23 protein-coding genes are annotated in these 23,294 nt (G+C 63.4%); 12 read left to right on the top strand and 11 right to left on the bottom strand.

Annotated features, from left to right (window positions below):
• From AC04SF_RS32850 to AC04SF_RS32835, 4 genes are all read right to left on the bottom strand, one after another.
• Nucleotides 1-1,081, bottom strand: a 1,081-nt coding sequence (locus AC04SF_RS32850; RefSeq protein ID WP_488481177.1) for an ABC transporter ATP-binding protein, incomplete at its 3' end; no start/stop codon positions are given.
• Complete coding sequence (locus tag AC04SF_RS32845; RefSeq protein WP_488481176.1) at nt 1,081-2,016, bottom strand: carbohydrate ABC transporter permease; 936 nt, start codon at nt 2,014-2,016, stop codon at nt 1,081-1,083. The genes AC04SF_RS32850 and AC04SF_RS32845, both read right to left, overlap by 1 nt.
• Nucleotides 2,013-2,909, bottom strand: coding sequence for a carbohydrate ABC transporter permease (locus AC04SF_RS32840; RefSeq protein ID WP_488481175.1), 897 nt, complete (start codon nt 2,907-2,909; stop codon nt 2,013-2,015). Before AC04SF_RS32840 ends, AC04SF_RS32845 begins: the two co-directional genes overlap by 4 nt.
• A 181-nt stretch (nt 2,910-3,090) precedes the next feature.
• Entirely contained in the window at nt 3,091-4,347 is a 1,257-nt protein-coding gene (locus tag AC04SF_RS32835) for an ABC transporter substrate-binding protein (protein ID WP_488481174.1), read from the bottom strand.
• A gap of 406 nt (nt 4,348-4,753) precedes the next feature.
• Here AC04SF_RS32835 and AC04SF_RS32830 point away from each other — a divergent pair, with 406 nt between their 5' ends.
• Nucleotides 4,754-5,806, top strand: coding sequence for a LacI family DNA-binding transcriptional regulator (locus AC04SF_RS32830; protein WP_202352658.1), 1,053 nt, complete (start codon nt 4,754-4,756; stop codon nt 5,804-5,806).
• On the opposite strand, the gene gndA is transcribed toward AC04SF_RS32830, so the two are convergent.
• From gndA to AC04SF_RS32800, 6 genes are all read right to left on the bottom strand, one after another.
• Nucleotides 5,803-7,230: an NADP-dependent phosphogluconate dehydrogenase gene (gene gndA, locus AC04SF_RS32825; protein WP_488481173.1), complete on the bottom strand. Its 1,428-nt coding sequence runs from the start codon at nt 7,228-7,230 to the stop codon at nt 5,803-5,805. The genes AC04SF_RS32830 and gndA overlap by 4 nt on opposite strands.
• Nucleotides 7,231-7,380: 150 nt before the next feature.
• A complete protein-coding gene (locus AC04SF_RS32820; protein ID WP_488481172.1) occupies nt 7,381-8,994 on the bottom strand; it encodes a copper resistance CopC/CopD family protein in 1,614 nt (537 codons plus the stop codon).
• Nucleotides 8,995-9,070: 76 nt separating this feature from the next.
• Nucleotides 9,071-9,589, bottom strand: coding sequence for a YcnI family copper-binding membrane protein (locus AC04SF_RS32815; protein ID WP_488481171.1), 519 nt, complete (start codon nt 9,587-9,589; stop codon nt 9,071-9,073).
• A 40-nt stretch (nt 9,590-9,629) separates the two neighbouring features.
• Entirely contained in the window at nt 9,630-10,169 is a 540-nt protein-coding gene (locus AC04SF_RS32810) for a copper chaperone PCu(A)C (RefSeq protein ID WP_488481170.1), read from the bottom strand.
• 97 nt (nt 10,170-10,266) lie between these two features.
• The gene (locus AC04SF_RS32805; RefSeq protein ID WP_488481178.1) at nt 10,267-10,623 is read right to left on the bottom strand and encodes a DUF2946 family protein; all 357 of its coding nucleotides are present in this window, start codon (nt 10,621-10,623) and stop codon (nt 10,267-10,269) included.
• Nucleotides 10,624-10,741: 118 nt separating this feature from the next.
• Nucleotides 10,742-11,644 carry a GntR family transcriptional regulator gene (locus AC04SF_RS32800; protein ID WP_488481169.1) on the bottom strand — a complete coding sequence of 301 codons (903 nt, stop codon included), beginning with the start codon at nt 11,642-11,644 and terminating at the stop codon, nt 10,742-10,744.
• 253 nt (nt 11,645-11,897) lie between these two features.
• On the opposite strand from AC04SF_RS32800, the gene AC04SF_RS32795 reads away from it, so the two are divergent.
• The 6 genes from AC04SF_RS32795 to AC04SF_RS32770 all read left to right on the top strand — a co-directional run bounded on the left by AC04SF_RS32795 (nt 11,898) and on the right by AC04SF_RS32770 (nt 19,533).
• Nucleotides 11,898-13,403 (top strand): UxaA family hydrolase, encoded by a 1,506-nt coding sequence (locus AC04SF_RS32795; protein ID WP_488481168.1) that lies wholly within the window; start codon nt 11,898-11,900, stop codon nt 13,401-13,403.
• 62 nt (nt 13,404-13,465) lie between these two features.
• Nucleotides 13,466-14,464 (top strand): aldo/keto reductase, encoded by a 999-nt coding sequence (locus AC04SF_RS32790; protein ID WP_488481167.1) that lies wholly within the window; start codon nt 13,466-13,468, stop codon nt 14,462-14,464.
• A gap of 312 nt (nt 14,465-14,776) precedes the next feature.
• Nucleotides 14,777-15,772: an ABC transporter substrate-binding protein gene (locus AC04SF_RS32785; protein ID WP_096450335.1), complete on the top strand. Its 996-nt coding sequence runs from the start codon at nt 14,777-14,779 to the stop codon at nt 15,770-15,772.
• Between the two features lie 154 nt (nt 15,773-15,926).
• Nucleotides 15,927-17,480 (top strand): sugar ABC transporter ATP-binding protein, encoded by a 1,554-nt coding sequence (locus AC04SF_RS32780; protein WP_488481166.1) that lies wholly within the window; start codon nt 15,927-15,929, stop codon nt 17,478-17,480.
• A complete protein-coding gene (locus tag AC04SF_RS32775) occupies nt 17,477-18,445 on the top strand; it encodes an ABC transporter permease (protein ID WP_095199576.1) in 969 nt (322 codons plus the stop codon). The genes AC04SF_RS32780 and AC04SF_RS32775 overlap by 4 nt, the downstream gene beginning before the upstream one ends.
• Before the next feature lie 71 nt (nt 18,446-18,516).
• Nucleotides 18,517-19,533 (top strand): zinc-binding alcohol dehydrogenase family protein, encoded by a 1,017-nt coding sequence (locus AC04SF_RS32770; RefSeq protein WP_488481165.1) that lies wholly within the window; start codon nt 18,517-18,519, stop codon nt 19,531-19,533.
• 17 nt (nt 19,534-19,550) lie between these two features.
• On the opposite strand, the gene phnF is transcribed toward AC04SF_RS32770, so the two are convergent.
• Nucleotides 19,551-20,300 (bottom strand): phosphonate metabolism transcriptional regulator PhnF, encoded by a 750-nt coding sequence (phnF, locus tag AC04SF_RS32765; RefSeq protein WP_488481164.1) that lies wholly within the window; start codon nt 20,298-20,300, stop codon nt 19,551-19,553.
• A gap of 120 nt (nt 20,301-20,420) precedes the next feature.
• On the opposite strand from phnF, the gene phnG reads away from it, so the two are divergent.
• From phnG to AC04SF_RS32740, 5 genes are read left to right on the top strand one after another with little or no spacing between them, the layout of a single operon-like run.
• On the top strand, nt 20,421-20,882 hold the full coding sequence (phnG, locus tag AC04SF_RS32760; protein ID WP_488481163.1) for a phosphonate C-P lyase system protein PhnG: 462 nt from the start codon (nt 20,421-20,423) through the stop codon (nt 20,880-20,882).
• Nucleotides 20,882-21,493 carry a phosphonate C-P lyase system protein PhnH gene (phnH, locus tag AC04SF_RS32755; RefSeq protein ID WP_488481162.1) on the top strand — a complete coding sequence of 204 codons (612 nt, stop codon included), beginning with the start codon at nt 20,882-20,884 and terminating at the stop codon, nt 21,491-21,493. The genes phnG and phnH overlap by 1 nt, the downstream gene beginning before the upstream one ends.
• A 1-nt stretch (nt 21,494) precedes the next feature.
• Nucleotides 21,495-22,607 (top strand): carbon-phosphorus lyase complex subunit, encoded by a 1,113-nt coding sequence (locus AC04SF_RS32750; RefSeq protein WP_488481161.1) that lies wholly within the window; start codon nt 21,495-21,497, stop codon nt 22,605-22,607.
• Nucleotides 22,604-23,023, top strand: a complete 420-nt coding sequence (fosX, locus tag AC04SF_RS32745; RefSeq protein ID WP_488481160.1) for a FosX/FosE/FosI family fosfomycin resistance hydrolase — start codon at nt 22,604-22,606, stop codon at nt 23,021-23,023. The genes AC04SF_RS32750 and fosX overlap by 4 nt, the downstream gene beginning before the upstream one ends.
• Nucleotides 23,020-23,292, top strand: coding sequence for a hypothetical protein (locus AC04SF_RS32740; RefSeq protein ID WP_488481159.1), 273 nt, complete (start codon nt 23,020-23,022; stop codon nt 23,290-23,292). Before fosX ends, AC04SF_RS32740 begins: the two co-directional genes overlap by 4 nt.
• Nucleotides 23,293-23,294 lie beyond the last annotated feature (2 nt).

The raw sequence follows: 23,294 nt of genomic DNA, 5'->3' as shown, positions 1-23,294 counted from the left end.
GGGCATCGAAAAGCGAGGCCCGCATCGGATCGAAGCCGATGTTCACCGCATCCGCATTGCTTGGCGTGCGCTCCGATGTCACCCGGACGGTGAAATTCTGCTTGCCGAGCTTCAGCCAGACCAGCGTGTCGGAGCCCATCGGTTCCACGACTTCGACGTTTGCGTCAGCCGTAAACGGCCAGCCGGTGCCGCTATTGAAAGCGACGTGCTCGGGGCGCATGCCGAATACGGCCGGTCCCGGTGCCGGTTCCTTCTCGAAGGCGTAGGTCGCGAGCGGGATGCGCACATCCTCGACGACGAAATACCAGTCGCCCTTGTCCTTCTCCAGCCTGCCGTCGATGAAGTTCATCGCCGGCGAGCCGAGGAAGCCGGCGACGAACCGGTTGACCGGGCGGTTGTAGATGGTCTGCGGCGCGTCGAGCTGCTGGATGACGCCGCCCTTCATCACCGCGATGCGGTCGGCGAGCGTCATCGCCTCGATCTGGTCGTGGGTGACATAGATCATGGTGTTCTGCAGTTTGCGATGCAGCAGCTTGATCTCGACGCGCAGCTCCGAGCGCAATTTGGCATCGAGGTTGGACAGCGGCTCGTCGAACAGGAAGACGTCGACATCGCGCACCAGCGCCCGCCCGATCGCCACGCGCTGGCGCTGGCCGCCGGAAAGCGCCGAGGGCTTGCGCTGCAACAGCGGCTCGATCTGCAGGATCTCCGCGGCGCGCGCGATGCGTTTGGCGATTTCCTCCTTGGGCAGGCCTGCGACACGCAGGCCGAAGGACAGGTTCTTTTCCACCGTCATCTGCGGATAGAGCGCGTAGGACTGGAACACCATGCCGATGCCACGATCCTTCGGCTCTTCCCAGGTGACGTTCTTGCCTTTGATGAAGATGCGACCTTCAGAGATATCGAGCAGTCCGGCCACGCAGTTGAGCAAGGTCGACTTGCCGCAGCCGGAGGGGCCTAGAAGCACGACGAATTCGCCTTCGGCGACATCGAGATTGAGCGTCTTCAGAACCGACACCGCGCCGAAATTCAGCGACAGGTCCTGGATCGATACGCTGGTACCGTTTTGCGCCATATCCATCAGCCTTTCACCGCGCCGGCTGCGATGCCGCGCACGAACCATCTTCCGGAGACGAAGTAGATGATCAGAGGGACCGCCGCCGTCAGAATGGTGGCCGCCATATTGACATTGTATTCTCTCACGCCGGTCGTGGTGTTGACGATGTTGTTGAGCTGCACCGTCATCGGCCAGTTGGACCGGCCGGCGAACACGATGCCGAACAGGAAGTCGTTCCAGATGCCGGTGACTTGCAGGATGACGGCGACGACGGTGATCGGCACCGACATCGGCAGCATGATGGAGAAGAAGATGCGCCAGAACCCGGCACCGTCGACCCGCGCCGCCTTGAACAGCTCGACCGGCAATGCCGCGTAGAAATTGCGGAACAGCAGCGTCAGGATGGGCATGCCGAAGATCGTATGAATGATGATGATGCCGGGAAGGGTCGCGAACAACCCGACCGAACTCAGTCCGATGATCAGCGGATAGATGACGACCTGATAAGGCACGAAGGCACCGAAGACGAGCAAGCCGAACAGCAGATTGGCGCCCTTGTATGGCCAGAAGGTCAGCGCGTAACCGTTGATCGAAGCGCAGATGATCGAGATGATCACGCTCGGCACGGTGATCTTCAGCGAATTGTAGAAGCCGGGGCTCAGGCCGTTGCAGTCGCGGCCGGTGCAGGCATGGAGCCAGGCGTCGGCCCAGGGCTGAAAGGTCGGCTCGGCCGGAAGGCTGAAAAGATGTCCCAGCCTGATCTCCGGCATCCCCTTCAGCGATGTGACGATCATGATGTAGACCGGGATGAGGAAGAAGAGAGCAGCAATGACCAGGAATACGTAGATCCCGATACGGCCAGGCGATACGCGCCGCGGTTTCGGCCCGAAGGGCGCCACGCCGGCGTGTTCCAACGCGTCCTGGCCGGGTTGATTTGCGGTGATCTGGCCGGCGGTCATACGCGCGCCTCCTGCCGGCGATTTCGCCGCCACAGGACAAGTCCGCTGAAACCCAGCACGACCAGCACCGGCAGCAGCATCATCGTTGCCGCAGCCATGCCCTGGCCGACATTCTGGCGCACGGTGATGAGCTGGATCACATAGACCGCCGGCATCGAGGTGGCGATGCCGGGACCGCCGCCGGTCATGGCAATGACCAGATCATAGACGCGCACCACGCCGACACATTGCAGAACGAAGGCGGTGGCGAAGGCGCCCTTCATCATCGGCGCGACGATCGACAGATGCGTGCGCCATGTCGGGATGCCGTCGACCCTCGCCGCTTTCCAGATTTCCTCGTCGACGCCGCGTAGGCCGGCAAGCAAGATCGCCATCGTCACGCCCGAGCCCTGCCAGATGCCCGCCACGACCAGCGCGTAGATCGCGGTGTTGGCGTCAACCAGAGGGGCGAAGCTGAAGCTCGACCAGCCCAGATTGCGCATTGCCGCCTGCAGGCCGAGATTGGGATCGAGCACCCATTGCCACACAAGGCCGGTGACGATCAGCGACATGGCGAAGGGATAGAGGAAGATCGAGCGGAACAGGTCTTCCTGGCGGATGCGCTGGTCCATGAAAACGGCGAGCAGATAGCCGAACACCATGTTGCAGCTGATGGACATCAGGCCGAAGAACCAGATGTTGTTGACCGAGACCAGCCAGCGACTGTCGGCCCAAAGGCGCCTGTATTGCGCCAGGCCGACGAAGTCGTAGGTTGGGAAGAGCTTGGAACTGGTGAAAGACCAGAGCACCGAGAAGCCGATACCGATCACGAACACGCCGACCGCAACGAGAATCATCGGTAACGTGCCGATGACGGCGGGCAGGTGAAATCTCTGCCTCCAACTCCTCTGCATCGTCCGTTTTTCTCCGCTTCCACCGACGCGCCGGCCATCTGCCGGCGCGCAATCCAGCTTTCCGAACCGCCACGGCTTCCGATCCGGCGATCGTCAGCCCGCCGACAAAGTCTTCTTGCTTGGCGAGCGAGTTAGGCCGAGGCGCCGCTGCAAGTGCGGCGCCTCGGATGCTGATCGACTCCTAGTCGGAATTGCCGATGATGGTGGCGAACTTCGCGGTGGCGTCGTCAGCCGTCATGGAGTCGTCGGCGAAGAATTGCGCGACGAGTTCGTTGAGCTGCTGATTGGTGTTCTCGGTGATGAACCGGTTCGTCGCGGTGACGATGTTGGCCGGGTCTTCCACCGCTTTCAGCGACTTCTGCATGCACGGATCGGCCGTCGACATGTCGACATCGCCACGCACCGGCATCGACCCCTTGGCGTTGTTGAAGGCGACCTGCACCTCCGGGCTGATGAGCAGTGCGGCAAGACGCTTCTGCGCCGCCTCGACATCCGGATTGTTCTGCTTGAAGAAGACGATGATGTCGCCGTCGGTGCTGACCACCGGCTTGGCCTCGTTCAGGCCGATCATGCAGCCGAAATCCTTGACGCCGGTCATGCCTGCGGCCGCGAATTCGCCGCGCGCCCAGTCGCCCATCACCTGAAGTCCGGCCTTGCCGGTGATCACCAGATTGGTGGTGTCGTTCCAGTTGCGGTTGGCGTAGCCATTGTCGGTGTACTGCTTCAGCGCCCTCAACTGCGTGAAGACGCCCTTCATCTCGGGGCCGCCTGCAATTTCGGCACTTTTCTTGGTATACATCTCGTCGCGCTTGGCGACACCGAGAGCCTCGGTGACCATGTCCTGGAAGAGCAACTGGATCTGCCAGCCGTTTCCGTCGCCGCCGATGGCAAAGGGAATGAAGCCGGCCTCCTTGATCTTCGGCGCGGCCGCGATGAAATCGGCCAGGCTCTTCGGCTCCGGCACGCCGGCCTTCTCGAACACCGGCTTGGAGTACCAGGCCCAGTAGTTCGAGTGAATGTTGACCGGAACGCACCACCAGTGGCCGTCAACCAGGCAGGCGCTGCCGATCGCCTTCGGTCGAATGACCTGATCCCACTTGCCGGCGGTCGCGATGTCGGTGAGGTCGAGCAGCTTGCCGCCCGAAATCAGCTCCTCGTACTGCCGACCGGGATTGAACTGGGCTGCACCGGGCGGATCGCCGCCGAGCACGCGCTGCATGACGGTCGAGCGGGCGGTTTCGCCCAGAGCAATCGCGCTGTCCACCCACTTGTCGCCATGGCCGTCATTGTCGAAGGCCTTTGCGAACTGCGAGACCGCAGCCGACTCGCCCTTCGACGTCCACCAGTGGATGACTTCCAGATCCGCGGCCCTGGCCGGGCCGGCAAACTGCAGCGCGGCCGATGCTGCCAGCGCAGCGGTCAAAATCCTGTATCGCATTTCGGTTCCTCCCAGAATCTGAAACGTTACAGATTTTCGATAAGGCAATTGCAGGGACGACGCAACCCTGAGCAAGCGGCTCGTTCGATATTTTTTCGAGCCGCGAATAAAATACATTGCCAATCATCTCGTTGTGCGCCGCAATATGAGCCATCGCAGCGCAAAACAAACTGTTCTGCCATGGAAGTCGGCAAAAGGAGCGTTGGAGGAGCGCTTCGCCTTGTATTCTCAAGAGAAATCACGACCCTGTGTCCGCCTGCCCATTCGCCGACTGGCAATCGAGATTGGCAATCTGTAACGTTTCAGTATATTGCGACCTTCGCCGGGCTTGAAATTGTGCGACGCCGCAAATCGCGGCGATTGCCGACCCGCCCTGCGACTGCTATGCGCCTGACGGGCGGGACGAATGGACAAACGGCGTACGGAAAAGAGCGACGAGACGTCGGCCAAGGAGCGGCCAACGCTGAAGACGCTTGCCTTCATGACCGGGCTTGGCGTGACCACCGTATCGCGCGCCCTGAAGGACGCCCCGGAGATCGGCGCCGAGACCAGGCGCCGCGTCCAGCTGGTCGCCAAGCAGATCGGCTATCGGCCGAACCGTGCCGGCGTGCGCCTGCGCACCGGCAGGACCAATGTCATCAGTCTTGTGCTCAACACCGAGCGGGAGATCATGAGCTTCGTCTCGGACATCATCTATGGTGTTTCGGAAGTGCTCGCCGACACGCCCTATCACCTGATCGTCACGCCCTATTCGCGTTCACAGGATCCGCTCGACCCCATACGCTATCTGGTCGAGACCGGTTCCGCCGATGGCGTCATCATTTCACGCACGCAGCCGAATGATGCCAGGGCCCGCTATATGCTGGAGCACGGCATTCCGTTTGCCACGCATGGCCGCACCGACATGGGGCTGGTTCATCCCTATCATGATTTCGACAATCATGCCTTCGCGGTCGAAGCCGTACGGCGCCTTGCGAGCATGGGACGCCGCAAGCTCGCTCTGCTGACGCCGCCCGTCGGACTGACCTATCACGGCCATACCGTCGACGGCTTTGCCGATGCGCTGAGCGAGGTCGGTGCCAGCGAGATCCCGTTCAGCACCGTATCGATCGACCATTCGATCGAGCAGATCAGGACAAGGACCGCACAGCTGATGCGCCGCGACATCAGGCCGGACGGCTTCGTCAGCAGCGCCGCCGCCGCCACGCTTGCGCTCGTCGCCGGCATCGAGGATGCCGGCCTCAAGCTTGGCCGTGACGTCGACATCGTCTCCAAGCAATCATCGGACCTTTTGCATCTGTTTCGGCCCGAACTGCTGATCGTCAACGAGAACTTCCGGCTGGCGGGCTCGGAACTCGCCCGCTCGGTGCTCGGCTGGATCGGCGGCGCAGCACCCGGCTCGCTGCAAAGTCTCAGCGTGCCAAGCGAAGTTTTGGCTTACAAACGCTCCACGGATTAGCCGGCAGCGCCGCTGCCCCACGGGCCGTGGAATGCGCCCTGTTCGCCGATGCGCTCGAAACCATGAGCCCCGAAGAAGTCGCGCTGCGCCTGGATCAGGTTCGAGGTGCCGCGGCCCTGGCGGTAGCTGTCGAAATAGGCAAGCGCCGAAGACAGCGCAGGCACCGGCGAACCGGCCTCGGAAGCCCTCGCCACGATACGCCGCAGCGACGGATGCGCCTCCTGCATCAAAGAGATGAAAGCCGGCGCCATCAAAAGATTGGTCGATGCACCGCCGCTGCTGAACGCCTCGGCCATCGTATCCAGCATTTGCGAGCGGATGATGCAGCCGGCACGCCAGATCCTGGCGATGGTCGGCATCGGCAGGTTCCAGTTGAACTCCTTCGAGGCGCCGCTCATCACCGCAAAACCTTGCGCGTACGCCGCGATCTTGCCGGCGAAGAGCGCCAGTTCGAGATCGTGCAGCAACGCATCCTTGTCGCCGGAAATTTTCGTCACGCCGATGTTGCCATAGGCCTTTTCCGCCGCCTGACGCTCATCCTTGATCGACGACAGAACGCGTGCCGCCACCGCCGCCTCGATCGCGGTCGCCGGAATGCCGAGCTGCTGCGCCTCGATGACCGACCATTTGCCGGTACCCTTCTGGCCGGCGCGGTCGAGGATGATGTCGACCACCGGCTTGCCGGTCTTCGGATCGTCGGCGGCCAGCACCTTGGCGGTGATCTCGATCAGGTAGGAATTGAGCCGGCCCTTGTTCCAGTTGGAAAACACCGTGCCGATCTCTTTCGGCCCCATGCCCAGGCCATCACGCAGGATGCCGTAGATCTCGGCGATCATCTGCATGTCGGCATATTCGATGCCGTTGTGGATGGTCTTGACGAAATGGCCGGCGCCATCGGTTCCCAACCAGGCAGCGCAAGGCTCGTCCTTGAACTTGGCCGAGATCGCGGTCAGCACGTTTTCGACGCGCTTCCAGCTATCTTCGGTGCCGCCGACCATGATCGACGGGCCGTGGCGCGCGCCCTCCTCGCCGCCGGACACGCCCATGCCGATGAAGGTCAGGCCCGACCCGGACAGTTCGGAAAAGCGCCGCATCGTGTCACGGAAATTGGCGTTACCGGCATCGATGACGATGTCGTTGTTGGACAGCACGCCGCGCAAGGCTTCGATCTGTTCGTCGACCGGCTTGCCGGCCAGCACCATGATGATGATCGGGCGCGGCGGCCGAATCGCGGCGGCAAGTTCTTCCAGGCTGTAGCAGGGGACAACCATATCCCTGAGCGCGCCGGCATTCTCGACGAAAGCGTCGGTGCGTGCCCTTGTGCGGTTGAAGACGGCGATGCGGTGCCCGTGTTCGGCGATGTTCAGCGCCAGGTTGGAACCCATCGTGCCAAGGCCGATCAGGCCGATTTCGGCTTTTTCCATCGTTTCTTCCCTGCTTTCGGATCTTGTTGGTTGGAGCCCGCGATTTTGCCGGGATGATTGACGGGCCTTTCGCGCCGCGTCAACCGCCTCGCCGAATTGTGTTGCAGTTGCACAATACAGACCGTTCGACAACGGTATCACATCTGTCGGTTACGGCCTGATTTCGATCGGCGCCTCTATCTTCACCATCTCGAAATCCGAGACCAGGATGTCGATGCGCACCATCCAGCGCCCGGGAACCGGAATGACGAGGTTGTCGACACGCCAGCTGCCGTCGCCGGGCTTGGTCGCCGCGCGCTTCAGCGGCTCGATGCCGGAATCGGGCTTCGACAGCACCAGCGTCACTTCCTTGGCGTCGAGTGGCCCGAAATCGCCGGTCATGATGATCATCGAGGCGGCGACAGGTCCGGCATGGCCGGGGGTGATGCTGAGATCGGCCATTGCCTGCAGCGCGTGGATATGGACCGAGACCGGCTGCGCCGCCGCGATCGCCAGGGCCCGTGGCGGCGGCGTGAAGCGCCAGCCCGCGGCAACGCCGAAGATTGCTAGCACGATCAGCATCTCGACGCCGATCGAGCGGGTGAGCCTGCGCTGCACCTCCGTTGCCGCTGCCTCGGCGGAGGCCGTGAGTTTCCAGCGATTGACCGCGGCCAGCGTGAACAGGAAGACCAGCAGCGCCAGCTTGACCAGCAGCAGCCGGCCATAGGCGGTGCCGACCAGCGCAGAGGGCGCCTGCACCTGGATGACGGCGAGCACGATGCCGGCCGCGGCAAGCACGGCCACGACAGGCAGGATCGCGCAGGAGAAGCGGCGCAGGAAAGCGACAGCATCGGTCGTTTGACGCTTCAGCGCGAGACCGAGCGGCACCAGGGCACCGGCCCAGAAGGCGATGCCGACACCATGCACGAACACCAACGGTCGCGTCAGCCATTGCGGTTCGGCCGCGCTGGCATGGCCGCTGGCGGCCACCGCAACGCCGACGCCGGCAAGCCCGGCAAGCGCAAACGGCCTGGCGAGTACACACGGTCCGGCCAGCGACAACAGACCGAGCCCCAGCGCGATGAGAGCGACCAGCACCGTCCAGCCGAAGCTGGTGCCGAGCCCGGTCCGCCAGATCACTGCTTGCGCGAGATGGGAGAGTGGCGCCCCGAGCGCGTCGAGACCCTGAAAGCCGAGTGACAAGGGTGCCGCCACCAGGCCGCACAGGATCGCGGTCGCGACAAAGCGCTGACCGGCTCGTCCTTCGCCAGCCAGCCAGGCTAGTGTGAAGGCGCCGCCGACGCCGAGGAAAAGACCGATGTAGAGAAAGACCTTGCCGATCCAGATCGCCGACCGCAGCGGCCAGTCGACGGCTTCGGACACGGCGGGCGGTTCGCTTGGCGCGCCGATGGAAAACAGCAGCGAACCACCGACCGGATGGCCGTCGGCGGAAATGACGCGCCAGCTCAGCACATGCGTGCCGGATTTGAGCACCTGCGGATTGTCGATCTCGACCGTCTGGTCGGTGAGGCGGAAGGAGGTCAGCGCAACCGGCGTACCGTCAGGCTTCACCAGCGTCAGCACCAAGGGCGAAACCGGCTCGCTGAAGGTCAGCGAGAATTGCGTCGGAGCCTGCGTCAGGACCCCACCGTCGGACGGATCGGTCTTGATCAGCGCGGCATGGGCAAAAGCCTGATCTGTCGAAGCCATAGCGAGAAGCGCCGTGAACAGGGCCAGCAGCCCGCCGGCAACCCAGCCGACGAACTTGCTGTTGGTATCAACCATACGAGAAGGTATTGCGGTCATGCCATGCCACGGGGATGCGGCGCGGTCCGCAAGCAGAGCGCGCCAGGGGAGAAAGTTATTTCTTCGGCGTGAGCTTGATGCCGGGCGCCGGGTTTTCGAGCGCGTCTTCATCCTGCCCGGCCGCCGGGATTTCGATCCAGCGGTCGGCGGCGTCGCCGCATTCCTGCACCACCGGGAAATAGAGTTTCTGGCCGACGCGCAAATCCGCCGTCAGCGTCGCGCGGAAGACGAACTCGTGGTAGAATTCGTCCGGCAGATTGCCGCCGCTCCAGTCGACTTCCTTGACGCCGTCGGCCACCGCGTGGCCATAGAGCTGGTAGGATTTTTCATATTTGCCCTTCTTGGTCTGCAGCGTCCAGCCGGGTTTCGGCATCGGCTTGACCGCGATCACCCCTTCCGGAATCTGCACGCGCACGACGGTCGTCGCCTTGCCGTCGCAACCATGCGGCACGCGCAACACGGCCTTGTAGGTCGAGCCGACCGCCGCTTCCTGGGTTTCGAGCGTGATGTGCGCAAAAGCGGCATTTGTCCCCACCACGAGAAGTGCCGCGGCCGACAAAAGATACTTGTCCATGGATGGTCCCTCTAGAATCTTGATCGGTACGATGGCCGGTTCAGTCGTTGTCTTCTTGAGGCGCCGCGCTGCCCATGGCCTGCACGGCGAATTTGATCGTCACCGTCCCGGCCTTTTCGAAGGTCAGCGTGGCGGCGAACATCTCGCCTTGCTTGGGTGGCTGCTTCAAATCCATGAACATCACATGATAGCTGCCGGGACCCAGAACGACCTTGCCGCCGGCTGGGATCTCCAGGCCGCCGACAACGGGCCGCATGGTCATGACGCCGTCCTTGACACCCATCTCATGCAGTTCGGCCTTGTCCGAAATGTCGGAGGAAATCGACAGCAGCCGGTCCGGTGCGCTGCCGTTGTTTGTAATGCTAAAATAGCCGCCGGCCACCTTGGCGCCGGCCGGCGTGGCGCGAGACCAGGGATGGCCGATCTCGATATCGCCGACCTTGAACTCATGCGCCAAGACGGACTGGGCGCCGACGAGCATGATCGCGAAAGCCAGCGTGACAATACCGAGATGCTCCTGGAAGCGGGACAGAATGCAGCTGAACAGCGTGCCTGCCGCTGTGGGGGAAGAATGGGACATGGTTGCTCCATGAAGTGATGATCGCGCCGTTGCCGGTCGCGAGCCGTTTGATCTTTGGATGGGTGCGCCCGCGAAAGGTTCCGACGGGCAAAAGGGCTCAGGCCGCCGGCGGCGGCGCGCGTGGGTTCGACGGCGAGCGTTCGCGCGCGAAATCGAGATGAATGCTCGCCGGAAAGACGAAGGCGAGCGTTTCAACGGACAGGCTGCCCAGGGCCAGTCTGGCATCGGGCGGCGGCGCAAAGATCGATGAAAACATGCTGCAGCCGAGCGTGCAGCAGGCCGGCAGATGGGACGGGTGCGGATCACCGCCGGGGAGCTGGGTGGCGCCGTCGCGGGTGCAGATGACGTTACCGAAAGCGTCAAGCTGCGCGGCATTCGGCCCGGTAGCGAAAGCGAACGCGCCGAGCGTCGACTGGAGCAACAGCAGACAGGCCGCGACAAGCGCGGCCGGTATGCTCCATCGTCTCCCCCGGCGGTTCAAGCCATCTGCCTCTTCAAGCAACTCCTGGAAGGATACCTATCATGGCAGCGGCAGGTCGAAAATCGCCAATTCGATGCTGCGGCAACGCGGCTCAGGACTTTTGTGAGGACCGACTTTCCGGGATCGACGTCAGCAATGTCTGCCTTGCCGACTTCAGGTGCTTGCGGCAAGCAGCGTCGACCTTGCCGAGATCGCGCGATTTGAGCGCCTCGATATAGGCAAGATGCTCGCTGACCGCGACTTCGTTGCGCTCGCGCTCCTGCGCCTTGTTCCACTGGTAGTGGTAGTGGAAGATCATGGCGATGACGTCGTAGAAATCGACGATGAAGCGGTTGTGCGAGGCGCGGTGGATGAGCCGGTGGAAGCGCTCGTCCAGCTCCGAAAATTCGTTGAAACGCGTGGCGATCTCTCTTGCCAACATGCGATGCTGGTCTTCCAGCCTGTCCAGATCGGCCCACACCGAGCTGTCCGGCGGCAGAGCGGCGAAGGCAGCAGCCGAGCGCAGTTCGAACATTTCGCGGATCTCGGTCAGTTCGAGCGCGAAGGCCCGGGTAAAGCCCTTCAGCACCCAATGGCTGTTGCGGCGCTTCTCGATCAGGCCGAAGCGCGAGAAGCGGATCAGGAACTCGCGCACGCTGGTGGTGCCGACGCCGATCTCGCGCGCCAGTTCAAGTTCGTTGATCTGCATGCCGGCCTCGGCGCCGCCGGCGAGCAGGCGCCGCATGAACGACCGCTCGATGATCTCAGCCAGCGTGTCGGTCTCTTCCTCGGGGAAGAAGTCGTCGGGACGCGGGTCGCGCAGCACCGTCTTGGCGCGCTTGTTCCAGGCGATCAGCCCGGTTTCCTCCATGCGCGCCAGGATGCTGCGCACGGTGGTGCGGCTGACGCCGAGCAGTGTACCCAGTTCCGGTTCCGACGGCAGGCTGCGCGTTTCGTCGAGCAGCCTGAGGCACCTGTTGTAGGCGTCCTTGTAGACGTTGTTGCTCTTCGACATCCCCTGACCCAATCATGCCGGCGCTTGCGGCGGCCGGCTTGAAGCGCAATATGACGTTCCCGTGACCCTGAAAAGCAGGAATCGCTTTCGCCGGGGTCCGGTTCATTGTTTGCAGCGCCACCACACACCCGGGGCACGCGGAACGCCCGCGAAAAAACAATTGACGCAAAACTGTTTTTTCACGATAAAAGACATTAACTCTTAACAGGCGCGTGTCAATCAGCGCATCCCAGGATCACCCAGGAAACCGCCCGTGAACGTCTCGAACACCATTCTTCTGTCCCCCGCCGACAATGTCGCCGTTGCCAATGGCCGCATCGAAATCGGCACCACTCTGCCGGGTGGCGCGCTTGCCACCGCAATCATCGAGCCCGGCCACAAGGTGGCGATCAAGCCGATCGCCGCCGGCGAAGCCGTGGTCAAATACGCCCAGGCGATCGGCCGCGCCACGCAGGACATCGCGCCGGGCGAACACGTTCATTCGCACAATCTGGTGTTCGAGGCCGGCCGCCTGCCGGTGGTGCCGCCGAGCGAGGCCGAGCACGCGACGGAGGCCGACCGCGCCCGCACCTTCATGGGCTACCGCCGCGCCGATGGCCGCGCCGGCACGCGCAACTTCATCGGCATCATCGCCAGCGTCAATTGCTCGGCCACGGTCTGCCATTCCATCGCCGACACCGCCAACCGGACCTTACTGCCGAAATATCCCGGCATCGACGGTTTCGTTCCGATCGTCCATGGGCAGGGCTGCGGCATGAGCGGCACCGGCGATGGCATGATGGTGCTGCACCGCACGCTCGCCGGCTATGCCCGTCATCCGAATTTCGGCGGTGTGCTGATGGTCGGCCTGGGATGCGAGGTCAATCAGCTCACCCTCTATGGCCAGAAAGGTGCGGCTGCCGGCAAACGCCATTTCAACATCCAGGACGCCGGCGGATCGCGCAAATCGGTGGAAAAGGCGATGGGCGTGCTGGCCGAGATCGCCGAGGAAGTCGGCCAGTTGAAGCGCGAGCCGATCCCGGTCAGCGAGATCGTCGTCGGCCTGCAATGCGGCGGCTCCGACGGCATGTCGGGCATCACCGCCAATCCGGCGCTGGGTGCGGCTGTCGACATACTGGCCGGCGTCGGCGGCATCGGCATCCTCTCCGAGACCACGGAAATCTACGGCGCCGAGCACCTGCTCGCCTACCGCGCGGCGACGCCCGAAATCGCCAAGAAGCTCGATGGCTATGTGAAGTGGTGGGAAGACCATGTCGCCAAGCATGGCGCCTCGATCGACAACAACCCCTCGCCCGGCAACAAGCGCGGCGGCCTCACCACCATCCTGGAAAAGTCGCTGGGCGCGGTCGCCAAGGGCGGCCAGACGCCGCTCAATGGCGTCTTCGGCTATGCCGAGAAGGTCACCGGCAACGGACTGGTGTTCATGGACACGCCCGGTTACGACCCGGTCTCGGCCACCGGCCAGGTCGCGGGCGGCGCCAATGTCATCGTCTTCACCACCGGCCGCGGCTCCTGCTTCGGCTGCCGGCCGACGCCGTCGATCAAGGTCGCCACCAACTCGACCATGTATCACCAGATGGAAGAGGATATGGACGTCAATTGCGGCGTCATCGCCTCGGGCGAAAAGACCATCGCCGGCATGGGCCGCGAGATTTTCGAACTGATCGTCGAGACGGCTTCCGGCCGCAAGACCAAGAGCGAGGATTTCGGCTACGGCGACAACGAGTTCGTGCCCTGGCATCTAGGCGCGACGCTCTGAATTCAACGCATATGTGGTAGAACTGCCGGGCTGGACAGCGCCCGGCAACGGGGAGGGTTTGCATGGAAAAACGACCCATCGGCAAGACGGCGCTCGAGGTCACCGAGGTCAGCTTCGGTGGTGCTGCGATCGGCGGCCTTTACCGCGCCTGTTCGCGCGAGGCGGCGATGGAGACGCTGCAAGGCGCCTGGGAGGCTGGCTTGCGCTATTTCGACACCGCGCCCTTCTATGGTTTCGGCCTGTCGGAGCGACGCTTCGGCGATTTCCTGCGCTACAAGCCGCGTGATTCCTATGTGCTGTCCACCAAGGTCGGCCGCCTGTTTCGCCCGGTGCCGGAAGACCAGGTGCCCGACCACTCCTATGTCGATCCGCTGCCATTCGCGCTCGACTACGACTATTCCTATGACGGCATCATGCGGTCGGTCGACTTCAGCTATGCGCGGCTTGGGCTGAACAAGATCGATATTCTCTATGTGCACGACATCGGCGTCTACACGCATGGCGTCGAGAAGACCGAGCTGCACTTTCGCCAGTTTATGGATGGCGGGCTCAAGGCGCTCGAGGAGCTGAAGCGGGCCGGCACGATTTCCGCCTATGGGCTCGGCGTCAACGAAGTCCAGATCTGCCTCGATGTGATGCGCCGGGCGCCGCTCGACTGCATCCTGCTCGCCAGCCGCTATTCCTTGCTCGACCGCAGCGCCGAAGCCGAACTGCTGCCGCTGTGCCGGGCGCAGCAGACGTCACTGGTGATCGGCGGCGTGTTCAACTCCGGCATATTGGCGACCGGGCCGGTGCAAGGCGCGCATTTCGACTACCTGCCCGCCAGCCGCGATATGCTCGACCGGGTCGACGCCATGGAGAAGATCGCCGGCGAAGGCGACTACCCGCTGGCCGCCGCCGCCTTCCAGTTTCCTCTGCACGAGCCGACGGTCGCCACTGTGCTGACCGGCACCGCCAAACTGGCGAATCTGACGCGCAACCTCGAACTGCTCGACGTCGACGTCCCGGAGACGGAATACCAGAAATATCGTCCCTACACGGTGGTGCAGGAGCTGGCGTGAAAGCGGCACTATGGGCCTTGGCGGGAGAGGCCCGACCCGGAAGAAAGAATGAATGTTCCATATTGACTAACACATGGAATTAATATTCCATGTGTTTACGGAACGGAACGGGAGCGTTGGCTGCGTCCAGGGAGGAGCGGCATGAGTCTGTGCCCGCCATGGGAGGTCAGGCGCGAAACACCGCTTGCATCGTCCAGATCGATGCACTATCAAAACAGCGTAAATGTTTTTTATTGATAAAGTTCTGTTTGGGCCACGCCTATCCGAACGGAGCTTCCGTAACGTTCACCAGGCGACTTAGGGAGGAATCCTATGAAATTCGTGACCAGCATTCTCAACCGCCGCGCCGTGATGGCTCTGGCAGCAGCCTCGATGCTCGCCGGCGTCATGCATTCGGCGCCGGTTTCGGCGGCGGACGTGACCATTCCGATCATCGTCAAGGACACAACATCCTTCTACTGGCAGATCGTACTCGCTGGCGCCCGCAAGGCCGGCAAGGATCTCGGCGTCAACGTGCCGGAGCTCGGCGCCCAGGCTGAAACCGACGTCAACGGCCAGATCTCCATCCTCGAGAACGCCGTCGCCGGCAACCCGGCCGCCGTCGTCATCGCGCCGACCGAAGCCAAGGCGCTCGGCAAGCCGATCGACGAGGCAGCCAGCAAGGTCAAGGTCATCGGCATCGACTCCAGCGCCGACTCCAAGGCCTTCACCTCGTTCCTGACCACCGACAACGTCCAGGGCGGCCGCGTCGCCGCGGACGGTCTTGCAGCGGCCATCGGTGCCGCCAATGGCGGCAAGGTCGAAGGCAAGGTAGCCCTGATCACCGCGCTGCCCGGCGCCGGCTCGCTCGAGCAGCGCGCCCAGGGCTTCAAGGAACAGCTCAAGGCCAAATATCCCGGCCTCGAACTGGTCGCCGACAAATATGCCGACGGCCAGGCCACCACCGGCCTCAACATCGCGACCGACCTGATCACCGCCAATCCGGACCTGAAGGGTATCTTCGCCTCCAACCTGATCATGGCGCAGGGCGTCGGTCAGGCGATCGCCGAGAACAACCTTGCCGGCAAGGTCGGGCTGATAGGCTTCGACAGCGACGAGAAGCTGATCAAGTTCCTCAATGATGGCGTCATTTCCGGCCTCGTCGTCCAGGATCCCTATCGGATGGGTTATGACGGCATCAAGACCGCGCTCGCCGCTTCGAAGGGCGAGAAGGTCGAGGCCAATGTCGACACCGGTGCCAACCTCGTCACCAAGGCCAACATGAAGGAACCCAAGATCGACGCGCTGCTCAACCCGAAGCTCAACTGAGCCTTCGCGTAGCCGCACTCGTTTCCGGGGCCCGGTGCCCCGGAAACGACAGCCATATCGCTTGGAAATCCGCCAAGCTGGGCTAGGTTGCTCTTGCGGGCATTTCAAAGCCTCGCCGCGTGCCAAATCGTGAGGCCAATCTGGGAGGATTGTCATGACATCGACGGCGCAAGACCTGCACCCAGCCCCCGTGCTGGAGCCTGGCAGAACGATCCTCGAACTGCGCGGCCTCGAGAAGAAATATCCCGGCACCCATGCGCTGAAGCCGGTGACACTGGCTTTCAAGTCCGGCGAAATCCACGCCATCGTCGGCGAAAACGGTGCCGGCAAATCCACCCTGATCAAGCTTCTGACCGGCGTCATGCCGCGCACATCAGGCGATGTCATCTGGGAAGGCAAGCCGGCGGCGCTGGCAACCCCGCATGAGGCGATGGCGCTCGGCATCAATGCCGTGCATCAGGAAGTCGTGCTCTGCCGTCATTTGACCGTCGCCGCCAACATGTTCCTCGGCGAGGAGAATTCACGCTTCGGCATCCTGCAGCAGCGCGCGATGGTCAAGGAAGCGCAGAAGATCATCGACGATCTCGGCTTCGACCTGCCGGCGCATGTCGTGCTCGGCGACCTTACCATCGGCCAGCAGCAGTTGATCGCCGCCGCCCGCGCCACCGTGCGCGGCACCAAATTTCTGATCTTCGACGAGCCGACCGCCTACCTCACCCGCAAGGAGGCCGACCAGCTCTTCACCCTGATCCGCCGGCTGAAGTCCGAAGGCGTGACCATCATCTACATCAGCCATCGCATGGAGGAAGTCTTCGAGCTCGCCGATCGCGTCTCCGTGCTGCGCGACGGCACGCTGGTCGGCACCCGCAACATCGCCGAGACCAACGACGCCGAACTGGTCAAGCTGATGATCAACCGCTCGATTGAGCAGGTCTATCACAAGGAGCACTTCACGCCGGGCGCCGCGATCGTCGAGGCAAGAAACCTCTCGGGCAAGGGCTTCGAAAATGTCTCGATGACGGTCCGCGCCGGCGAGATCGTCGGGCTTTACGGGCTGATCGGCGCCGGACGCAGCGAATTCGTTACCACGCTCTATGGGCGCCACAAGAAGTCGGCCGGTCAGATCCTGTGGGAGGGTAAGCCGGTTCAGATCAATTCCGAGCATGACGCGATCAAGCTCGGCATGGCGCTGGCGCCGGAAAGCCGCCGCGACCAGGGCCTCTGCCTCAATTTGCCGGTCGGCCTCAATCTCAACCTGCCGATCTACAAGCGCATCTCCAACAATCTGTTGATCTCCGGCGCACAGGAAAAGACCCAGGCCGACCGCCAGATTGCCGATCTCAGGATCAAGACGCCGACACGCCATGCGCTCGCCTCCAGCCTGTCGGGCGGCAATCAGCAGAAGATCGTCATCGGCAAATGGCTGGCGCATGGCGCCAAGCTGTTCATCTTCGACGAGCCGACGGTCGGCGTCGATGTCGGCACCAAGGCCGAGATCTACCGCCTGTTCGGCGCACTCTTGTCGAAGGGCGCCGGCATCATCCTGATCTCGTCCTATCTGCCGGAAGTCTATGAGCTGGCCGACACGCTGCATGTGTTCCGCCGCGGCAAGCTGGTGGCGACACACGGCTTCCGCACCGCCGATCACGAGGAAATTCTCACACAGGCGCTCGCCGAGAAACAAGAAAAGCTGGGAGGAAAGACATGAGCACCGAGGCGATTCCTGCCGAAAAACCCAAGCGCAACTACAACGCCCTGTTCGGGCTGACGCTGCTGGCGCTGCTGGTGCTGCTGTGGGTCATCCTGTCGCTGTCGACATCGAGCTTCGCCTCGGCCAACAACATCTCGAACCTTCTGCGTCAGGGTTCGATGATCGCCATCCTGGCGGTCGGCCAGACCTTCGTGATCATCACCGGCGGCATCGATCTGTCCGTCGGCGCGGTGGTCGGTTTTGCCACCGTCATCGCGGCGATGCTGATCAATGCCGGGGTGCCCGTCTTCCTCGCCATCCTCCTCACCTTGCTGGTCGGCGTTGCCATCGGCCTGTTCCACGGCTTCGGCATCGTCAAGATGGGCCTGCCGCCCTTCATCATCACGCTGGCGACACTGACCTCGCTGCGCGGCATCGGCCTTCTGATGACCAACGGCAACTCGATCTCGATCAACAACGATGCCTTCCAGGAGTTCTCGCGCAACTCCTTCCTCGGCGTGCCCAATCTGTTCTGGATGGTGATCCTGGTCGGCATTCCGGCCTATATCTTCCTGCATCACAGCCGCTGGGGCCGCTACCTCTTCTCGGTCGGCTCCAATGCCGAGGCCTCGCGCCTGTCCGGCGTCAATGTCCAGCGCACCATCTATATGGCCTACACGCTGTCTGGCCTGTGCGCGGCTTTTGTCGGCGTGCTCCTGGCTTCGCGCATCGGCATCGGCAACCCGACCCAGGCCGAGGGCTGGGAACTGCAGGCGATCGCGTCCTCGGTGATCGGCGGCACCTCGCTGTTCGGTGCGGTCGGCTCGGTGCACGGCCCACTGCTCGGCGCCTTCATTCTGGCGACCATCAACAACGGCGCCAACCTGCTCAACGTCAACGCCTTCTGGCAGCGCATCATCACCGGCGTGCTGATCATCGTCATCGTCTACTTCGACGGCCTGCGCCGCCGCGGCGGCAAGTGATCACCACCGAGATCGATCGCCGGCCTGTCATGACGGGCCGGCGATTTTATAAACCTTGATTGGATTGAAGCATGAAAGCCGTCGTTTGCCGCTCGCCCGGCGACCTTGTCCTGGAAGACCGCCCCGCACCCGGTTCGCCATCAGCCGGCTGGGCGCTGGTCGCGGTCAGCCATGTCGGCATCTGCGGCACCGACTACCACATTTTCGAGGGCAAGCACCCGTTTCTCGCCTACCCCCGCATCATGGGCCATGAAGTGTCGGGAACGATCGTCGAGACCGGTGACGGTGTCGATCTTGCCATTGGCGAACCGGTCGTCATCAACCCCTATCTCTCCTGCGGCAAATGCATCGCCTGTCGGCACGGCAAACCGAATTGCTGCGTCAGGATCGAGGTGCTCGGCGTCCATCGCGACGGCGCCATGTGCGAACATATTCTTGTCCCGGCGCAGAATCTGTATCCAGCCAACGGCCTGTCGCTGGCCGACGCCGCCGCCGTCGAATTCCTCGCCATCGGCGCGCATGCCGTGCGTCGCGCCCGCGCCGAGCCCGGCGCCCGTGCGCTGGTCATCGGCGCCGGCCCGATCGGGCTCGGCAATGCCATCTTCGCCCGCATTGCCGGGCTCGACGTGACGCTGCTCGACATGAGCAGTGAACGCCTCGCCTTCGCCGAAAACGAACTTGGTTTCAGTATCCTCGACGGCTCGCGCGGAGCGGTGCCCGACCTGGTCAGGGAGGCGACATCAGGCGAAGGCTTCGACGTGGTCTTCGACGCCACCGGCAACACCCAGTCGGTGCAATCGGCCTTCGCCCATGTCGCGCATGGCGGGACGCTGGTGCTGGTCAGCGTCGTCAAGGACGACATCGTCTTTTCCGACCCGGAATTCCACAAGCGTGAAATGACGCTGGTCGGCAGCCGCAATGCGCTGAAGGCCGATTTCGACCACGTCGCCGCCTCGATCCGCAACGGCGCCGTGCCCATGGCCAAGCTCGTCACCCACCGCACAACGCTGGCCGGCACGCCGAGCGATCTCGCGCGCTGGGCGCACGAAAAGTCCGGCCTGATCAAGGCTGTGATCGAGGTGGGGTAGCCGGCCGCCGCCCCCCCCTACAGCGCCGACAGCCTCAGCTCCACTCGCTCCGCCGGAAAGCGCGACTCGGAAAACTGGATCGGCTGGCCGTCCGGCGTGACGTTGACGGCCACCGTGACCAGCACGATGGCGCCTGGCTGCAGGTCGAGGTCGGCAAGGTCGGCCGCATCGGCGTGGCGCGCCGACAGCACGGTCGATTGCCGGAGATAGTCGTCGATGCCGAAGCGGGCCAGCGACGCGGTGATCGAGCCGGTCTCGGCCATCGCCTTGTCGATGCCGGCAAAGCGCCTGGCCTCGAACCAAGCGGCAGCGCGCGACACAGCCCGTCCATCGGCTTCGCCGCGTATCTCCAGCCTGATCACCTCGGTCCCCCTGGTTAATCCGAGCCCCTCGGCGACGCGCGGGCTGGCCGGCTCGACCGATGAGGCAAGCAGCACGATGTGCCGTTCCGAGGTCTGCCCTTGCAGGCCTGTCGAAAACCGCGTGCGCGCGCCGATCGGATAGGATAGCCGCTTGCGCGACAAGACGAAGGTGCCGCGCCCCTGCTCCGCCCGCAGCACGCCTTCCTGCACAAGCGCCGATATGGCGCTGCGCACCGTGTGGCGATTGACGCCATAGCGCTCGGCCAGCACCACCTCTGGCGGCAGCGCGGCATTCTCGGCGAAATCGCCGGTGGCGATCGCCTGCAGGATCCTATCGGCAATCTGCCGCCATAGCGAGACGCCGCTGCGCCGCTCGATGCTGTCGGCTTCCTGTCGCCCGATCATGATTTGCCCCAGCCTTCTATCCCCTGTCATCCACCCGTCATGGACTCGCGCTACGTAGTATGTATAATTTGTATAGTTGTCTATATCAATAGACAAATTTGACAAAGAGGAATGCTGCCTATGCGAGGACAGGAAGCCCGCGACCAGGCCGAACGCAAGGCCGCCATGGCGACGCTGGCGCAATCGAGCGGTGACGACATCGTCCGGCTCTGGAACGAAGCCGGCCTGCCTTCGCACGCCGAACTGCTGCGCGGTCCCGAGACCGGGCTGGTGACGCTGCGCGGCCGCATCGGCGGCGGTGGCGCACCATTCAATGTCGGCGAAGCGACCGTCACCCGCGCCACCGTCCGGCTGCCGTCCGGACAGGTCGGTCATTGCTACGCGCTTGGCCGCGACAAGCAGAAGGCGAAGCTCTCGGCAATAGCCGACGCGCTGTGGCAGGACCCTGCCCGCCGCGCCGAGGTCGAGACCAGGCTGATCGCGCCTCTGAGATCGGCGCTCGCCACTGCCCACGAAAGACGCCGTGCCGAGACGGCGGCGACGAAGGTGGATTTCTTCACCATGGTTCGCGGAGAAGACTGATGGATATCGCAGCGCAATCGATCGAGGGCGGCTTCGCCGATCCGGTATTCAACGCCCAGACCGTTTTCCGCGCCGTTATGGACGCGATGGCACGGCCGGGCAGCGTGCAGCCCTTGCCGGCCCTGGCCCGCCCGCCGGCACCGCTCTCGGCAACCGCTGGCGCCATCGCGCTGGCGCTTTGCGACAACGACACGCCGCTCTGGCTCGATCCGGCCCTGCACGCGTCCGCCGCGGTCATCTCCTGGCTTGGCTTCCACTCCGGCGCGCCGCTCGCCAACACACCCGCCGACGCCCATTTCGCCTTTGTCGCCACGCCGGCCGAGATGATGGCGCTCGACGGCTTTTCGCAGGGAACGCAGGATTATCCCGACAGGTCGACCACCCTGATCCTTCAGGTCAGTGACCTCACCTCAGGCGCTCCACTCCTGCTCGAAGGCCCCGGCATCGAAGCCAGAGCCACGATCGCGCCGGCGCAAATGCCGCGTCACTTCATCGAGCAGTGGAAGCAGAATATCCAGCGCTTCCCGCGCGGCGTCGACATCATCCTCGCCACATCGGGCGGCATAGCCTGCCTGCCGCGCACGACGCGCATCAAGACGATGGAGGCGTAAGATGTATGTCGCGGTAAAAGGCGGCGAGGCCGCAATTGCCAACGCCCACCGCCTGCTCGCCGACCGCCGGCGCGGCGACCGTTCGGTGCCCGCGCTGCGCCTCGACCAGATCGTCGAGCAGCTGGCGCTCGGCGTCGACCGGGTGATGAGCGAGGGCTCGCTCCATGACCGTGAACTCGCCGCGCTCGCCATCGTCCAGGCGCGCGGCGACATGATCGAGGCGATCTTCCTGGTGCGCGCCTATCGCACCACACTGCCGCGCTTCGGCTATTCCAGGCCGATCGACACCGGCACCATGCGGGTCGAGCGGCGTGTCTCGGCAACCTACAAGGACCTGCCCGGCGGCCAGCTGCTTGGGCCTACTTTCGACTACACGCACCGGCTGCTCGATCCCGAGCTTGCCGCCGGCGCCGATGTCGCCGAACCCTTGCAGCGCGAAACGGAAGCGCAGGCCATGCCGCGCGTCTCGGCAATCCTCGCCCGCGAAGGCCTGATCGAACCGGATGGCGAGATGCCTGGGGATCATGTCCCCGGCGACATCACCCGCGAGCCGCTGGAATTCCCGATGGCGCGCGACATCCGCCTGCAGGCGTTGTCGCGCGGCGATGAAGGTTTCCTGCTGGCGCTCGGCTATTCCACCCAGCGCGGCTACGCCCGCAACCATCCCTTTGTCGGCGAGATCCGCATTGGCGAGGTCGAGCTGGAACTCGATGTCCCCGAACTGCCTTTCGCAGCACCGCTGGGCACGGTGCGGGTCACCGAATGCCAGATGGTCAACCAGTTCAAGGGCTCGGCCAAGGCACCACCACAATTCACCCGCGGCTACGGCCTGGTCTTCGGCCAAAGCGAGCGCAAGGCGATGGCCATGGCGCTGTGCGACCGGGCGCTGCGCGCCTCCGAACTTGGTGAGGACATTGTCGCCGCCGCCCAGGACGAGGAGTTCGTCATCTCGCATTCCGACAATGTCCAGGCGACCGGCTTCGTCGAGCATCTGAAGCTGCCGCACTATGTCGACTTCCAGGCCGAGCTCGACCTCGTGCGCCGCATGCGCGCCGAATACGAGGCCCGCGAAAACCCTGCGAAGGTCGACGAGAAGCGGGAGGCCGCCGAATGATCGAAGGCCTGTCCCACATGACCTTCATCGTCCGCGACCTCGACCGGATGACCACCATCCTGACCGAAGTTTTCGAAGCGCGCGAAATCTATGCCAGCGACGGCGAGCAATTCTCGCTGTCGCGCGAAAAATTCTTCCTGATCGGCGACATCTGGATCGCCATCATGCAAGGCGAGGCGCTGCCGGAGCGCAGCTACAACCACATCGCCTTCAAGATCGATGACGCCGATTTCGACCGTTATGCCGAGCGCGTCGGCAGACTAGGCCTCGACATGCGCCCGCCGCGTCCGCGCGTCGAGGGTGAAGGCCGTTCGATCTATTTCTACGACGACGACAACCACATGTTCGAACTGCACACCGGCACGCTCAATGAGCGGCTGTCGAGCTACGCCAGGGGATTGGAGACGGTGCAATGAATTCAGTGCCCGCCCCCATGGCCGCCACCGTCGTGGGAATGACCGCCATAGCTATCATACCCGGAGTAGTCACCATTGCCGACGCCTATGGACTCACCGTGAGGGCCCTCTTTCGAGGCGGGAAGGATCATGCGCCGAAGGAAAAAGAGAACGACGCCGGCGAACACCAGCAATACAATTCCGAGATGCATCCATCCGGTCGAGTTCATCTGAATTCGCCCCTGTTTCCGCGTCCTGGACGCCAATTCAATAGCACAAAGCGGATGTGATC

It is taken from the genome of Mesorhizobium sp. CNPSo 4671 (assembly GCF_057784245.1).
The sequence above is the reverse complement of the archived record's forward strand: the minus strand, read 5'-3'. Positions and strand labels throughout refer to the sequence as shown.

Coding starts and splice junctions, on each gene's coding strand:
- AC04SF_RS32840 (WP_488481175.1), bottom strand. CDS start 2,909: ATGCAGAGGAGTTGGAGGCAGAGATTTCACCTGCCCGCCGTCATCGGC.
- gndA (WP_488481173.1), bottom strand. CDS start 7,230: ATGGAAAAAGCCGAAATCGGCCTGATCGGCCTTGGCACGATGGGTTCC.
- AC04SF_RS32835 (WP_488481174.1), bottom strand. CDS start 4,347: ATGCGATACAGGATTTTGACCGCTGCGCTGGCAGCATCGGCCGCGCTG.
- fosX (WP_488481160.1), top strand. CDS start 22,604: ATGATCGAAGGCCTGTCCCACATGACCTTCATCGTCCGCGACCTCGAC.
- AC04SF_RS32775 (WP_095199576.1), top strand. CDS start 17,477: ATGAGCACCGAGGCGATTCCTGCCGAAAAACCCAAGCGCAACTACAAC.
- AC04SF_RS32785 (WP_096450335.1), top strand. CDS start 14,777: ATGAAATTCGTGACCAGCATTCTCAACCGCCGCGCCGTGATGGCTCTG.
- AC04SF_RS32810 (WP_488481170.1), bottom strand. CDS start 10,169: ATGTCCCATTCTTCCCCCACAGCGGCAGGCACGCTGTTCAGCTGCATT.
- AC04SF_RS32770 (WP_488481165.1), top strand. CDS start 18,517: ATGAAAGCCGTCGTTTGCCGCTCGCCCGGCGACCTTGTCCTGGAAGAC.
- AC04SF_RS32790 (WP_488481167.1), top strand. CDS start 13,466: ATGGAAAAACGACCCATCGGCAAGACGGCGCTCGAGGTCACCGAGGTC.
- AC04SF_RS32815 (WP_488481171.1), bottom strand. CDS start 9,589: ATGGACAAGTATCTTTTGTCGGCCGCGGCACTTCTCGTGGTGGGGACA.
- AC04SF_RS32780 (WP_488481166.1), top strand. CDS start 15,927: ATGACATCGACGGCGCAAGACCTGCACCCAGCCCCCGTGCTGGAGCCT.
- phnH (WP_488481162.1), top strand. CDS start 20,882: ATGGATATCGCAGCGCAATCGATCGAGGGCGGCTTCGCCGATCCGGTA.
- phnG (WP_488481163.1), top strand. CDS start 20,421: ATGCGAGGACAGGAAGCCCGCGACCAGGCCGAACGCAAGGCCGCCATG.
- AC04SF_RS32820 (WP_488481172.1), bottom strand. CDS start 8,994: ATGGTTGATACCAACAGCAAGTTCGTCGGCTGGGTTGCCGGCGGGCTG.
- AC04SF_RS32830 (WP_202352658.1), top strand. CDS start 4,754: ATGGACAAACGGCGTACGGAAAAGAGCGACGAGACGTCGGCCAAGGAG.
- AC04SF_RS32800 (WP_488481169.1), bottom strand. CDS start 11,644: ATGTCGAAGAGCAACAACGTCTACAAGGACGCCTACAACAGGTGCCTC.
- AC04SF_RS32740 (WP_488481159.1), top strand. CDS start 23,020: ATGAATTCAGTGCCCGCCCCCATGGCCGCCACCGTCGTGGGAATGACC.
- phnF (WP_488481164.1), bottom strand. CDS start 20,300: ATGATCGGGCGACAGGAAGCCGACAGCATCGAGCGGCGCAGCGGCGTC.
- AC04SF_RS32750 (WP_488481161.1), top strand. CDS start 21,495: ATGTATGTCGCGGTAAAAGGCGGCGAGGCCGCAATTGCCAACGCCCAC.
- AC04SF_RS32845 (WP_488481176.1), bottom strand. CDS start 2,016: ATGACCGCCGGCCAGATCACCGCAAATCAACCCGGCCAGGACGCGTTG.